Origin of the sequence: Flavobacterium sp. GSA192, from assembly GCF_006386525.1 — a bacterium.
GTDB classification, from domain to species: Bacteria; Bacteroidota; Bacteroidia; order Flavobacteriales; family Flavobacteriaceae; genus Flavobacterium; species Flavobacterium commune.
The window spans coordinates 25,455-40,454 of record NZ_VAHC01000001.1 but is presented as its reverse complement, the minus strand read 5'-3'; the positions used below and the strand labels follow the sequence as shown (position 1 = coordinate 40,454).

12 protein-coding genes and 2 tRNA genes are annotated in these 15,000 nt (G+C 34.3%); 4 read left to right on the top strand and 10 right to left on the bottom strand.

All coding sequences use genetic code 11. From position 1 onward, the window contains the following. Positions 1 to 39: 39 nt before the first annotated feature. The 7 genes from FDM27_RS00160 to FDM27_RS00130 all read right to left on the bottom strand — a co-directional run bounded on the left by FDM27_RS00160 (position 40) and on the right by FDM27_RS00130 (position 11,305). Positions 40 to 2,898: a glycoside hydrolase family 2 protein gene (locus FDM27_RS00160; protein WP_219846389.1), complete on the bottom strand. Its 2,859-nt coding sequence runs from the start codon at positions 2,896 to 2,898 to the stop codon at positions 40 to 42. A gap of 23 nt (positions 2,899 to 2,921) precedes the next feature. Further along, positions 2,922 to 4,355, bottom strand: a complete 1,434-nt coding sequence (locus tag FDM27_RS00155; RefSeq protein ID WP_140484733.1) for a glycoside hydrolase family 28 protein — start codon at positions 4,353 to 4,355, stop codon at positions 2,922 to 2,924. A 13-nt stretch (positions 4,356 to 4,368) separates the two neighbouring features. Continuing rightward, a complete protein-coding gene (locus FDM27_RS00150; protein WP_140484732.1) occupies positions 4,369 to 6,927 on the bottom strand; it encodes a glycosyl hydrolase 115 family protein in 2,559 nt (852 codons plus the stop codon). A 16-nt stretch (positions 6,928 to 6,943) separates the two neighbouring features. Next, positions 6,944 to 7,783, bottom strand: a complete 840-nt coding sequence (locus FDM27_RS00145; RefSeq protein ID WP_140484731.1) for a sialate O-acetylesterase — start codon at positions 7,781 to 7,783, stop codon at positions 6,944 to 6,946. A gap of 15 nt (positions 7,784 to 7,798) precedes the next feature. After that, a complete protein-coding gene (locus FDM27_RS00140) occupies positions 7,799 to 9,280 on the bottom strand; it encodes a rhamnogalacturonan acetylesterase (RefSeq protein WP_140484730.1) in 1,482 nt (493 codons plus the stop codon). A 161-nt stretch (positions 9,281 to 9,441) separates the two neighbouring features. Continuing rightward, complete coding sequence (locus FDM27_RS00135) at positions 9,442 to 10,698, bottom strand: PKD domain-containing protein (RefSeq protein ID WP_140484729.1); 1,257 nt, start codon at positions 10,696 to 10,698, stop codon at positions 9,442 to 9,444. A gap of 130 nt (positions 10,699 to 10,828) precedes the next feature. After that, positions 10,829 to 11,305, bottom strand: coding sequence for a hypothetical protein (locus FDM27_RS00130; RefSeq protein ID WP_140484728.1), 477 nt, complete (start codon positions 11,303 to 11,305; stop codon positions 10,829 to 10,831). Positions 11,306 to 11,428: 123 nt separating this feature from the next. Between FDM27_RS00130 and FDM27_RS00125 the strand changes: the two genes are divergently transcribed. The 4 genes from FDM27_RS00125 to FDM27_RS00110 all read left to right on the top strand — a co-directional run bounded on the left by FDM27_RS00125 (position 11,429) and on the right by FDM27_RS00110 (position 13,393). Beyond that, positions 11,429 to 11,932, top strand: coding sequence for a DUF456 domain-containing protein (locus FDM27_RS00125; RefSeq protein WP_140484727.1), 504 nt, complete (start codon positions 11,429 to 11,431; stop codon positions 11,930 to 11,932). A gap of 46 nt (positions 11,933 to 11,978) precedes the next feature. Beyond that, positions 11,979 to 12,905, top strand: coding sequence for a DUF58 domain-containing protein (locus tag FDM27_RS00120; RefSeq protein WP_140484726.1), 927 nt, complete (start codon positions 11,979 to 11,981; stop codon positions 12,903 to 12,905). Positions 12,906 to 12,991: 86 nt separating this feature from the next. Beyond that, a tRNA-Asp gene (locus FDM27_RS00115) sits at positions 12,992 to 13,065 on the top strand. A gap of 254 nt (positions 13,066 to 13,319) precedes the next feature. Next, positions 13,320 to 13,393 (top strand) — tRNA-Asp (locus FDM27_RS00110). Positions 13,394 to 13,657: 264 nt separating this feature from the next. Here the strand turns inward: FDM27_RS00110 and trxA are convergent. The 3 genes from trxA to gcvH form a co-directional block, all read right to left on the bottom strand. Continuing rightward, the gene (gene trxA, locus FDM27_RS00105; protein WP_071184740.1) at positions 13,658 to 13,975 is read right to left on the bottom strand and encodes a thioredoxin; all 318 of its coding nucleotides are present in this window, start codon (positions 13,973 to 13,975) and stop codon (positions 13,658 to 13,660) included. Between the two features lie 233 nt (positions 13,976 to 14,208). Beyond that, on the bottom strand, positions 14,209 to 14,598 hold the full coding sequence (locus tag FDM27_RS00100) for a VanZ family protein (protein WP_181161610.1): 390 nt from the start codon (positions 14,596 to 14,598) through the stop codon (positions 14,209 to 14,211). Beyond that, positions 14,591 to 14,971, bottom strand: coding sequence for a glycine cleavage system protein GcvH (gene gcvH, locus FDM27_RS00095; RefSeq protein WP_071186246.1), 381 nt, complete (start codon positions 14,969 to 14,971; stop codon positions 14,591 to 14,593). Before gcvH ends, FDM27_RS00100 begins: the two co-directional genes overlap by 8 nt. Between the last annotated feature and the right edge of the window lie 29 nt (positions 14,972 to 15,000).

Genomic DNA, 15,000 nt, shown 5'->3' with positions numbered 1-15,000 from the left:
GCTATAAAAGCCCTCTTCTGAACTAAAAAAACCTAAAAACTAATTTGGTGATTTTTCCTGTTGATCTACTTTTGGTGTTCCAAAAAAGAAAAAGATAGTACGTTCTTTAGCTTCATTTATTTTATTCAAATCACTCGATGACCCTAGTCCCTTAACGGCATTATTACTAACAGCTTCTTTAGAACCAATAGGAGGAATCGCATCCAGAAACGAAATATCTCCTGTAGGCAATACAGGTGTTTTTTTATTGGCATTGATTCCGTAAAAATCAAACAATCTTACAAACAAATCTTTATCTGGAGAAGCAATGGTAAATCGTCCCATTTGTGTACTGAATTCCATCCAGACAATATCAGAATAATAACCTTTAAACTCAGGATAAATCCATGGTGCACTTCCCGTTTCGGTATTATTATTCATGTTTTGATAAACACTTGTGGTAACTCCTTGCATACGATTTTTCCACACACGGCCAGGTCCCTGACCTAACCATTTTACGCTATTTACCAGTCCTTGTGGATAATTAAAACTAATTCCTGCAAAAGGATAACTACCATTAAGCGTGTATTTATAGTTCATTTCCAACCAACCATTAGCATGCATTTTCCAACGTACAAAAGAAAGATCTCCGCTATAACTGAATTCAACTACATAAGTATCTTGTTCTTTGAAATGTTTAACTGCGGTTACCGTTGCATTTCCACTCACCAAAACAGGACCATTATCAAAAGGCAAAGCAGGACTTTTATCATTGGCCAATTTAGAAATCATTCCGGTTTTGGTATCAAAACTCACCGCAATTTCTCCTCCTTTTACAGTAAGTATATTATTTTCTTCTTTTGCTGAAATACTTTCGATTTTAGATTCAGGAACAGTTAATAAGGATGCCGTTAAAGTTTTATTCGTCTTTATTTTCCAAACCCAATGGTAAATTTCATTATTATCCGGATCATAGGCTGTAACTGCCAGAGCATCATTATTCATCCAGTCTTTTGGCAAACTTAGCTGTAAATTACCTTTGGCAGTCGGATCAACATTAGGCGATTTAATAGTTCCTTGTTGATTTACATTATATCCCGACTGCATATCATTGACACTGTGAAAATTAATCAACTCATAACGGAAACTACAATCCTTAAGATTGGTAAAATGGTAACGGTTTTCTACAGGAATATTTCCATTAAAATTTATAGGCAATTCTTTTAAGGTGATATGAACAGGTGAATATATCTCTTTGATGGCATTATAACTGCCTTCTTTCTGACGATGTGGACCAACAACTCCGTCAGCTGCATTATTAGCATTTACATCAATCATATTGTTCATATCGGTGCGCATAATGCCTTCATCGGCAAAACTCCATATAAAACCTCCACCACCGTGTTTTCCATTCCATTGCAATTCCCAATAATCTGCTAAAGCAGCTGCAGCTCCTCCATCGTGCATAGCATGTAAAAATTCAGTTGGCATATGAATATTTTCACTCTTTTCGCTCACTAATGCTGCAGTACTCTCATAACCTTCATAATGGTTGCAATCAATTCCATTAATCGCATTACCTGGTTTATGGTGTGCATGAATTACGGTTCTATTTGATAAATCGTATTTTGCAAAATCATCATCAAAATCAAAATTATGTCCCCCCTCATTTCCATTACTCCAGAAAATAATAGACGGATGATTGGCATCGCGAATCACCATTTCTTTTACTAATGGTGTTCCTGCTGCAGTACTATACGCTTTTTGCCAACCGGCTAATTCATTAATAACATAAAGTCCTAGAGAATCGCAAACTCTAAGGAAATTTTTATCGGGTGGATAATGCGAACAGCGCACCGCATTCATGTTCATTCCCTTGATTAATTTTACATCCAATAAATCGGCTTCTGGATAAATAGCACGTCCATATTCAGGCCACATCACATGGCGGTTAATACCTTTCATTTTTACTTGTACGCCATTAATATAAATTCCATCCTGCTTTCTTACCTCAATTGTTCTAAAACCAAATTTATCATCGGTGGTATAAATTGTATTATTTCCTTTTTTAAGATGAACTCTAAGCTGATACAAATTTGGCGTTTCAGCATTCCATAACAATGGTTTTTGGACTTTTGTTTTTACAGAAACGACAGAATCATTTGCTGTTTTTGTAACAGTAGTTTCAATTGTTTTTCCTTTATTATCAATTATTTCGGTCACAATTTCGGCTCCATCGACAACTTTATTTAAGTGTACATTCATATTGAAAGTTCCATCGGCTTTTGCATCAATAGCAGTCCATGAAATATGCTCTTTGGGAACAGCTTCCAAATAAACAGGTCTGTAAATACCACCAAAAATCCAATAATCAGCAAAACGTTCAGCGCCATTTATCGATTTATCAGCAGACATTTTACTAACGGTTACTTCTAATAAATTACTGGCTCCATATTGCAATTTATCACTAATGTTATATTTAAAACGGTAAAATGCTCCCTGATGAACAGTTCCTGCTAATTTCCCATTAATCTTAACATCGGTATCGGTCATTGAACCTTCAAAAACGATATTAACCTCTTTATTTTTCCATTCAACGGGTACATTAAATTGCAATTTATACAAGCCTTTTTCATCAGCAAACTGAAAATTCTTTCCGTAGTTTACATTATCACGACCAAAGTTATAATTACCAAATCCCTGCTGTTCCCAGTTTGAAGGTACTTGGATTGTCGTCCATTTTTCACTATTACGTCCTGACGTACAAAAGAAATCCCAGGTTTTGGTATGGGTAGCATCAGTACCTGAAAGATATTGAATTTCTTTTTTTGTATTGGATTGGGCAAAACTATTCAAGGTAAAAAACAGCATTACAATAAGGCAAAGGCTGAAATAGTTTTTTTTAAATAATTGGTTCATTACAATTTATATTAAAGTAAGTTTTATTTTTTTGAGTTGTTATCGTACTTAAAAAGTTCTCCGTTTATAACTACGTTTTCTAATTGCATACTTTTTACATGGTCAATTTTTAAAGGGGTTTTAATGCCATTAAATTTACAGTTAACTACTTTAAGATTTTCTATTGGAGAATCTTTGTAGGCATTAACCCAAATAGCATAATCACCACCTTTTTCGACATTTAAGTTCTCTACCCAAATATTGCGAATAGTAGGCATGAAATCTCCCGGATTTTCATAAAACATATTGAAATGAATCGCCGATTCGCCATAACTTCCCACTATGATATCCTTTAAGAAAATGTTCTCGATAGTTCCTCCTCTTGATGATGAGGTTTTAACACGCAGTACTCTATCCAGATTTTTACTGTCCATTTTACAGTTAACAGCAAAAATATTTTTGGCGCCTCCGGCAATTTCACTACCAATTACAATTCCGCCGTGACCATCTTTCATTGTACAGCCTTCAATGATGTGATTTTCGGCTGGTTTTTTGTTTCCTCTTCCATCTTCATCTCGACCTGATTTTATAGCAATACAATCATCTCCTGTATCAAAATAACAATCTTTAATCAATACATTTTTGCAGGCATCAGGATCACAACCGTCAGTATTGGGACCATGAGATATGAATTGTACTTTTTCAAAAATCACATTTTCACACATTACCGGACTTGCAAACCACATAGGAGAATCAATCAGTTTTACGCCTGACATTAAAAAGTTTTTGCAGTTGTAAGGCTGAATCATATAAGGTCTTAAATAATGACCATCACCAAAAATTCGTTTTCTTGGATCTATCTTTTCTTTCATTAAGACATGCAGACTATCTCTGGCTATAAATTGATTGGGATCTCCTTTTTTCCAGCCATAAGAAGCTCGTCCTTTCCATGGCCACCAGTTATTCTTGTCAGCATTTCCATTGATTGTTCCGCTCCCTGTGATGGCTATATTTTTTTCATTGTAAGCATAAATCTGAGGAGAATAATTCATGCAATCCATACCTTCCCAACGCGTGAGTACGATAGGGTAATCTTTGGTGTCCTTAGAAAATGTTATTGTTGCTCCTTCACTTACAACTAAGTTTACATTGCTTTTTAGATAAATAGGACCTGTAAGGAAGTTACCTACCGGAATTACCACTTTTCCTCCTCCAGCTTTATTACAAGTTTCAATAGCTTTTTTAAAAGCTTCAGTATTTTTAGTTACTCCATCACCTTTAGCTCCAAAATCGGTTATTAGGTATTCTGTGTTTTTAAACTTTGGAGCCTTTATCAATTTCCTGATTTGCTCCATTTCTTTCAAAGCCTCCTTTGAAGACGACCAGAATTTAGACTGTTTGTTTTGGCTATAAGCCATAAAAACAAAAAGACAGCAAGAGAATAAAATGACATTTTTAAAACTGTTTTTAAGTTTCATTCTGTAGATTTTTTTATAATTTATCAATATCAATTTGACTTAAAGCCAAACCTGTATCCTGTAAATAGATGCGAATTGTAGTCTCACCTTCTTTTTCAACTTTAAAAGGAACTAATTTTTCAAAATATCCTCTTACTACACTCATCGTCCAGTTTTTATCCTTTTTAGAAGTATCCGCATCTACAAATTTAGGGGCTTGTTGATTGATAACCAATGCCAGGTTTAGATTTCTTTCTTTATTAATCGTTTTAGTTGGAAGACTTTTAAGTGACAATTGATATTCCCCTGCTTTTAAATTCACTTTATATTCCACATAAGGTGCTTGAGCATATTCTTCATTTTTAAATGATTTTCCGGTAAACGGATAGCGGGAAATACTTTTTCCGTTTAAACCTAGTCCATCAACTGTAATTATTTTATCGGAAGGAATATCTTGTTTGCTTTTAAAATCGGAAGCACTCAAAGAAATTACATTAGCCGACTTAGCCGCTTCAATTGTGGTAATTACTTTTTCTATATATCTTTTATCAAATGCTGCAGGATTTCGCAACGAATCACTTAAGATTTCCGGATTGGCAATCTTAGGCATCGCATAGGTTTCCAGATTTCTGGGAGCATGGGTAATGATACCATCCCATTTACCATTTTGAATTTCTTTATTGTAATGATGCGTCAGACTGATAATTTGTTCCAAAGCATTTTTTGCTTTTTGCGAATAGTCTAAAGCCAGTTTTTTATTGGTTTCAGCCACTTCCAAACTCATTTGGGCATAAAAGAATTTCTGATTCATTAACGCCGCTCCTTTTACAGGATATTCTATCAGTTCAAAATAAGCATCTTTAAGTAAATCTGGAATACGATTTTTCAACTTATCCACTTTTGTTACCAAATCAGCATAAGCTGCTAATCGCTTGTTTTTAGCATTTGTATCAAATTGCAGCATTCCCATGTGTTCCGGTTTTCCACTTTGAGCCAATTGATAATACTGGTTTTTGATAGCGGCAATTTCAACGGAAAATGCTGTACCAAAGGTTTCTGCTGCCCAACTTTGTACATATTGGGTTGCATTTTCAGGTGTCCATTTTTTTGCATCCCAAGCCATATCTAAAAAGAACTGTGTTTCTAATTCGGCAGGTTTGATATCTCCCACATTCACAACCCAAAATTTATCTGCCCCAAACTGATACGCTTTAGTCATTTCATAAGCTATTAGAGAAGGTGAATTAGTAGATAACCATGTATAATCATGTGGCCCCCCTAAATAGGAAAGGTGATAATAAATTCCGCTGGAACCGCTTCTTTTTTGTTCGGCTGTGTTTGATAATTGACGTATATAACCATAATTATCATCCGTCCAGACGAGAGTCACATCATCCGGCACTTTTAAACCGGCTGTATACAATCCCAATACTTCTTTATACGGACAGAAAATCTGAAGCGCATTAGTAGTCGAACCAAAATATTTTTTGAAAATGTTTCTTTGGTCTCCAATGACATTTTCTACCAAAGCTATTTTACCCTCTTTGGTTTCAGGTCCTGTAATTTCGCCATCACGTACTCCACGCATACCCACAGTATACATGGCTTCGTAATTTTTAGCTTCATTTACACGGTCTTCCCAGTATTTATAAACCTCGGCTTTGTTAGTGTCATAACGGTATTCCCCCGGTTTACGACCATATTCATTTTCGAAATTATGTTGCCATTCAAACGTATTGCTGCGTAACATCATATCGCAATGGGTGGAACCCATTACAATAGCATATTTATCAGCTACAACAGGATTTTGTTTGTAACACCAGAATGCTTTGGTACTATCATGCATGGCCGGCCAGATTAAATTAGCTTTCAATCGAAGTAATAATTCAAAAACTTTAGCATAGGTTTTAGGACCAATATCTTTAATATCGGTATCCATATTTTTAGCTGCCCATGGATTCAATCCCCAATCTTCATCGTTAATGAAGATTCCTCTGTATTTTACCGATGGTTCTTTTTGTACCAGTGTTCCTGGTACAACATACAATGATTTTCTTGGCGTTGGTTTAACATCAGCCCACCAAACCCAGGGAGAAACACCGGCCAGTTTTGAAATTTCAAACAAACCATAAGCCGTTCCTCTTCTGTCGCTTCCTGCCACAACAAGAGCTTGTTTTACACCTGCAACAGGAGTAGTAATCGTAGTAATAGTATACGATTCCCACTTGTTTTTAACAGCAGAAACATCCAATTTTCCGGATTTAATTAACTCATCAATAACAGCCGATTTTCCGATAGTCCCTGCTATTATCAGGTATTCCTCGTTGGTTCTGTCATTTACAACCTTCGGGGCAAGCCCACTGATTAATCCAAAATCTGAAGCAACAGCATTGGCAACAATAGAAACTACTTCAGCATCAGCTTTATCTGTAAGTATCGAAGGAACAATCCCTTTTTCGATTAATGGAAAGGATCCGGTTTTAGCTTGTGTATCTATCGTTAATTTATTTGTTACTCCTTGAGCCTGTATTTCAGAACATCCAATAACTATAAATAAAGCGATGATAATTTGTGACAATGATTTTCGATTCATAATATTCTTTTAAAACCTATTTATAAAACTTTTCAATATACTTTGCTGCAAATCTTTTGCCCATTTCTCTTTGGCTTTCACCATCAAAATGAACTTTATCTCCTTTGTCTTTCAAATCGGCAGTTTCAACTATGTCGGCATATTTGTCGTCTTGGATATATTTATAGTTAGCTTTATTTATTTCAGCCCACAATTCAGGTTCTTTTGAAAAAGAGCCTATTTCTCCAATTAATATTGGTAATTTTTCATTGCCAATGTCTTTTCTGAAAGAGGCGAACAGCATTTTTAGATTTTGGTCACGGTTTGAGATTCCATCTTTATTAGCATCTGATTCTCCCTGATGCCACAATACTGCTTTTATAGTCCCATATCGTTTTCCTAATTCCAATTTTTCTTTAAAGTTTGAATACAGGTTTATTTTTCTGTGAGGTAAATCTTTTATCCATTTCTCAATTGGACTACCTCCCACTGCGGTTGGCAGCAATAGTATAACTACATCCTTTGGAATACTTTTCAATAATTCATTTGCAAAAGACATTCCGCAGTCTAAACCTCTGTAAGCCGGAGTACTAAAATGGATTGGCTCTTTGGCAAGAACCAATTCATTATTACTATTTATAGTTAAAATTCTATTATTGGCAATGGTGTCCTGAGGTTCAACTAAACCACGTCCTTCCATATTCGATTGACCAGCCATCATAAAAACCCATACCTTCGATTTATTGGGAATAGTAACAACCTTTTCTTCTTTATGAGGAAAATATTTTGTTCTGTTCTCTTTTTCTTGAGCAAATGCAAAAAAACAATTTAGGGACAACAATAACAGACTGTATTTTTTAAAGCTTATTTTCATCATTTTTATTTTAAAAAATTAATTTCCATCAGGTTTTACCACTTCTTTCAGCGGACTTAAAGGCCAGTAAAAATCCTCGTATTTTCCAGGCTTAGCCGGATCTATTTCTGACACATTAGCTAAAATTGAATTAGCCAATTTCATATTATTATCTCTAATTCCCTTAACAACTAATTTAGCAATCTCATAAGCTCCATAAGGTCTAAAGTGCGTGTTATCAGCCAATGGTTTGTCTTTACCGGGAAACATATTAGCAGGAAAATGAACGAAAGCTTTAATAGATTCTTTTTCACCCAAGGCTTCATACATGATTTTAGACATGGCATTCAAATCAATCATGGGAACATTTTGTTCTTTGGCCGTTACTCTTACTGCTTCCGGATAATCGCCTAAAGTTTCAACAATCTTACCATTTTCATCAAATTTTCTTCGTTGTACAGAAGTAACTAAAACCGGAATTCCGCCTCTTTTCTTTATTTCCTCTATTACAGCTTCAAGCTGTTTCTTGTAGTTTTTAAATGCTCCATCATTTTCTCCTTTTTGCTTTTGATCATTGTGGCCAAATTCTACAAAAACATAATCTCCGGCTTTCAACAAACTATACACTTTATCAAATCGACGCTGAGCAATGAAACTACTCAAAGTTTCACCTGATTCAGCATAATTCGCTACAGCAACTTGGCCTGATTTAAAAAATGCAGGGATCATTTGTCCCCAGGAAGCCCATGGCTCATTAGACTGGTCTACCACTGTAGAATCCCCTGTTAGAAATACCGTAGTAACTTTGTTGTTTTCAGGATAAATTTCGATAGCATTTACTTTTGTACTTAAACCATTAAATTCTAAAGTAAGCTTATCATCCCATTGGTAATTGTCTTTTTCTCTTGGTTTCAAACTTACTTTTTTAAATTTTCCTCCCCGAATGATACTGTCACGAATATGTATTGTAAACTCAACAACCTTATGTTTTCCGTTATCTGTTTGCAATCTATTCACCATCATTCTACGGTTCTCGGCTCTAATCACCGTTTCTGAAGCTGCCAAATCATCGCCTAATATTACTTTAACATGATAGTTCCCTTCCGGAAGTTTTACTGAGAAATAAAAAGGCTTGTCTGATGTAAGATAACCATCTGTCAAAGATTGTTTCCCTGTTTTTTGATTAGCTGTTGCAGTTGTTCCAAAATCAATTCCATATCCCTTTTCAGGAGTATATATTGTTTCCGGCAGAACTTTAAGATAGCCCGCTTCAGAATTTCCAGTACCAAAATCAAACTTAAGTACATTTAATGGTTCTTTAGTCTGAGTTTTATTTTGTACCAAAGCAGTATTAGCATTTTGGATTAACTCAAAAGCAGTCGGTTTAGGTTGGTTTGTTTTTGTTCGTGACCATAGTTGAGTACCACCTATGATTAAAAAAAACAAGAGTATTTTTTTCGAATTTGAGGTAAACTTAATTGATGATTTTTTTAAAGTAATGGTTAAATGGTTAAAATTCATAGCAACATAAATTTGATTTTTTGGTTTAAAAAAACAGTTCTTTTTCTTTGAACTAATCAAATATAGAAAGCTTTGAATTTATGACATTATTTAGCATTAATCAAAGTACGTCCAAAATTATGTACGCACAAAAACACTGATTAACAACCAACTAAAAACATTTAAAAAGAATAATGAATTTCCCCTTCTAACGAACGCAATTCACATTTTTTGATAAATCCGTTGCGTTCAAACTCCAGGAAGAGTCCCCTTAACTCACCTAATGAAACATTATATGTAGTTTCATAAATTTTAGAATCGTTAACAAATAGTGTCAACTTTTTATTTTGATTGATGAGTCTGATGGTATTCCATTTTTCAAAATTAATTACAAACGGTGATAAATTTTGAGTAACACCATCAATAGTTTTATCACTAATAACGTTTTGGATTCTGGAACTACAACCTGAATTAACAAAATTGAAACGGATATAATTATCGGAACCCGAAATTTTAAAGACCAAACCGTTACAAACTATTCCATTGTCGTTAGTATCTTTTTTAAAAGTAGTTTCAAAAACAAAACTATCAGCACTATGTTTTATAGGGCTATAATTACACACACGGATAAAAAAAGGCTGAATGGTATCTATACCTTGTTTTTGTAATTCCTTATTGGGAACATAAAACAAACTATCCTGATTTTTAGTGGCTAAAAAGGCATAGTAATTCTTAGGGATTAAACGCTGTCTTTGAAAACCCAAAGCATACCATTTTTTATTAGTATCCACATAAACTTTGGCTTTGATACTTTTTTTAACCCTATTGGTGATACTCACATCAAAAACACCTGGTAAAAAATAAGTATGTGAGACTGATTTTTGATTAGGTCCCAAATGAACCAAAGAAGACCGGTCTCCAAAATCTATAAAAATACTATCCGGAATATTAGTACTATTTACATCAAAAAAACAGGTTTTAGGCAATTTACCCTCAAATGAAGTAAGCCTTAAATTAATTTCATTACCATTAAAACCCGAACTTTTATAAATCCAATAAGCTATAACCGAAATTGACAGTATAATTACAGCTAAAAAAGCAATGCATTTCCTTTTAGTACTTGATTTAAAAGCGAACTCCTTCTCTTCAACAACTGAAACTTCAGGATCTAATACCTCACTAATACTTTCATTTACGTCAAAATCAGAATACTCAATCAAGGCATCAACAGTAGCTTGTTGCGGAAGATAAAATTCATCTGTAGCTAACTTCCCAAAAATACGTTTCAACGTATTATGACTGATACTTGTCTTAGTTTTTTCGAAAATTAATTTACTAAAGTCAATATAATCGTTATGCTTCCAATTCTCTGAACTACCCCGTCCAAACTTTTGTTCACATTTTTTAATTATAATTTTAAGTTGTAATCTTTTATTCATTTCTAAAAAAACTCCAGTTAAATCATTCCCTAATTCAAAATTTAAATACCGAAAATATGAAAACAAATATAACCCGAAGTAATCAGGACATCCAAATACATTATTCCTATTCCAGAATTACTTTTACAAATTAGTTAGTCTTTATAATTACCGGTAAAATAAATTGGGTTTTTACCGGAATTCCCTGTTTGATTGCCGGATTTACTTTAGGAAATCCAACTAATCGGGCGTGCAGTATACTGTCTATTTTAATGGTATCATAAGCCACAGAATCTTTAGGGAATTGGGGTTCGAACTGCATTTTAGAATTTGGGAATACAGTCACTTTCACTTCTATCGTATCAAGTTCCGGATAAAGAGCCGAAAGTGTGTCTATCTCCAATTTTTCCTGTATGAGTTGGGTTAAACTATCAAAAAAACATTGTTGGCGTTGGACTTTTTCATCCAGTTTGTCGCAATCCACAAAGGAAGGATATTCATCTACCTCTTTCCAGTTTATTGCTTTCAACTCTTTTTGCAATAATTCTTTCTCTGACGGCACTTGCTTTTCGAAGTATTGACAGGAATTGAATATAGCGAAGAGTAAAAAAAAGTAATAATGCTTCAAAGTTTTGTTTTTGAATTCGACTAATATTTTATAAAAATACAATTATTTTTTTGAGATGCTTTATAAAGCCAATAATCTTGCTAACTTTCTATAATTTATTTTTCAAAATTAATAAAAAAGTTTATGGATATTGTACTTTTCATTCTTGGCTTAGTTTGCATGCTCATTGGGGTTCTGGGAAGTTTTTTACCCGTATTACCCGGAATTAGTGTTAGTTGGTTAGGTATTGTGCTATTGTATTTTACAACTGCCGTACCTGCTAATTATTGGATTCTAAGCAGTACTTTTCTGGTGCTTGTTCTTTTTTCTATTGCTAATTACATTTTGCCTTCCAAAGGAACAGAACGATTTGGCGGCAGTAAGGCGGGTATTTGGGGAACTAACATCGGACTTGTTGTTGGCTTATTAGCTCCCATACCTATGGGGTTTATCATTGGTCCGTTTCTGGGTGCTTTGATCGGCGAATTAGTGTTTGATGCTAAAAATGTACAATATGCGTTACGAGCGGCCACCGGATCAGTTTTAGGATTTTTAGCCTCCAATTTTATACAATTTATGCTTAGTATAATTTACTTTGGAATATTCATTTCTATTGTGTGGGAATACAGAACACTGCTTTTTAGCTAGAAAGAAACCTTTTTATTTTTTAATCCTAATTTAATACATTTGAGAGATGAAGATAGAATCACAAATAGGGAAAATTGCCAGTTTTCAGCATTTAGAATTACTTGCTAACCAAGTGGTCGAAGGTTTTATTTCAGGAATGCATAAAAGTCCGTTTCATGGATTTTCGGCCGAGTTTGCTGAACATAAAGTCTATAACACCGGCGAAAGCACCAAGCATATCGACTGGAAATTGTTTGCAAAAACAGATCGTTTGTACACCAAACAGTTTGAAGAGGAAACCAATTTGCGCTGTCATATCATTATCGACAATTCTTCGTCGATGCACTATCCCAAATTAAAATCCAATCAGAATTTTTACGAAAGCAAAATAGGCTTTTCTGTTTTGGCTTCGGCCGTGTTGATGAATCTCTTAAAAAAACAAAGGGATGCAGTAGGCTTAAGTGTGTTTTCGGATACTTATGAGTATTATGCGCCCGAAAAAGGCAGCGATCGTCATCATCGAATGGTGTTGAATGCACTGGAAAATTTACTGCAAGAACCCGTTATTAAAAAAAGCACCGATACAATTACTTTTTTACATCAAATAGCCGAGAAGATTCACCGTCGTTCTATGATTGTTTTGTTTACGGATATGTTTCAAACAGGAGAAGAAGAGCGTTTATTGAATGCTTTGCAACATTTAAAACACAACAAGCATAAGGTAGTTTTATTTCATGTAGTAGATGGAAAAACAGAACTCCGTTTTGATTTTGATAATGCGCCACGAAAATTTATTGATGTAGAAACTGGCGAAGAAATAGTTGTTTTTGCTGACAATGTAAAAGAAGAATACGAAAAACAGGCCACTTTGTACTTCAAAAAACTTACATTGAGCTGTGCGCAAAACAAAATCAAGTATGTTCCGGTAAGCGTGAGAGAAGATTTTGAAAAAATCATACTCACTTATTTAACTGAAAAACAAAAGTTTGGATAAACTACATAAAAATATATTATTATTTTTAGTAAAAAGACTTGTTTAAATAGAAATCTATTGTATCTTTGCCACCGCAATAAAGCAGAGGTTTGGTAGTTCAGTTGGTTAGAATACATGCCTGTCACGCATGGGGTCGCGGGTTCGAGTCCCGTCCAGACCGCTAATATTGGGAAAGCCTTTCGTAACAGAAAGGCTTTTTTTTCCACTATACGGTATCTAAAGCTAGTTGTGTTGTTAGGTCGGCCTAGTTAGCTGATCTCGGTTTAGTAGTTAAACCAATGAAAAGCTTTTCACTTAAATGTGAATGGCTTTTTTGATTTTAAGGAGGCACTAAAAAAAGAATTATTTTTTTTTAACAGAAGGCTTGTTTTTAAAAGAAATTATATTGTATATTTGCACTCGCAATAAAGCAGAGGTTTGGTAGTTCAGTTGGTTAGAATACATGCCTGTCACGCATGGGGTCGCGGGTTCGAGTCCCGTCCAGACCGCTAAAATTGTTAAAAGCGATTCAGAAATGAATCGCTTTTTTTATTTGTTTTTTTGATTCCGAATAATTAAAAACATCTATCATCTCGTCTTTTAAAAATCAATCTCAAAACTTAGGGAGAGAAAAAGAATCCACCGCAGAGAACACTAATTTTTTTAGCCTTAGCTTTTCTTTTAGAAACATTCAGAATTAATCCTCATTACTGCACAAAAAAAAGGCTTGACTCACGCCAAACCTTTTTCTCATATAAATCATAATCTTACGATTACAACAAAGCGTCTAAACTATCTGCATAAGTTTGCTTAGGAGCAACTCCTACTTGCTTTCCTACGACTTCTCCGTTATGAAAAACCAATACAGTAGGTATGTTTCTCACTCCGTATTTAGCAGCAAATTCCTGGTTTGCATCTACATCAACTTTCCCCACAACAACTTTCCCATCGTACTCATTGCTTAGTTCGTCAATGATTGGCCCAACCATTCTACAAGGCCCACACCATGCTGCCCAAAAATCTACCATAACTGGTTTGTCTGACTTCAATACTACTTCTTCAAAAGTAGCGTCTGTTATTGCTAATGCCATATTTCTTTATTTAAAGTTTATAAATATAAAGTCTTTAATTCCTTAAACACTATGCAAATTTAGAAATTAAAAACTAACTAAACACTATTCCAAAATTAGTTTTGGCTATTAATGTATTGTTAATAATTATCTGTAATTCCAAATCATCCTGAATAGCACCTTCAACAAAACAAGAAGGAAACAAAATTCATTTTGAAAAACAATAAAAAATCCCGCCGAAGCAGGATTAGTATTTATTCTTGAATTTTATTTAAAAACAAATTTTTACCTAAAAACCGGATAAGCAAAATAGCCAGTAAAGAACCTGCAGTATTAGCTACAACATCAATAACATCGCCACTTCTGCTAGTTGTCAAAAAAGTTTGAAACAATTCTATTGCGATTCCAAACACAAAAGCCATTAGAACAACAACAACAAAAAGCTTTTTACGACTTACTCTTTTAAAATAAAACTGAAGCGCATAAAACCACAACAGACTAAACACGAAATAAAAAAATGCGTGTATATATTTATCGATGTATGAAATCTTAATTTCAGGAAGCTCGCTTATTCTTATTAAACAGAGATACAAAATATTCACTGTCCAACACAGTGCAGCCCCGATACAAATTTTCTTAAGCACCAATCAATTCTTTGTAGCCTTCAGCAGTTAACAAAGTATCGTATTCAGCTAAATCTGAAACCTTAACTTTTATCATCCAGCCAGCTCCATAAGGATCTGAATTCACTAATTCCGGAGCATCTTCTAAACCTGTGTTGAATTCAATTATTTCTCCGGTTAAAGGTAGAAACAAGTCCGAAACAGTTTTTACCGCTTCAACAGTACCAAAAACTTCATCTTTTTCAAGTGTTTGATCTAAAGTTTCCACTTCAACATAAACAATATCACCCAACTCTTTTTGAGCAAAATGCGTAATTCCTATTGTTGCAACATCTCCTTCAAGACTTACCCATTCGTGATCTTTAGTGTACTTTAAATTTGCAGGTATATTCATAGTAATAGTAATTGAAATATGATAATTAT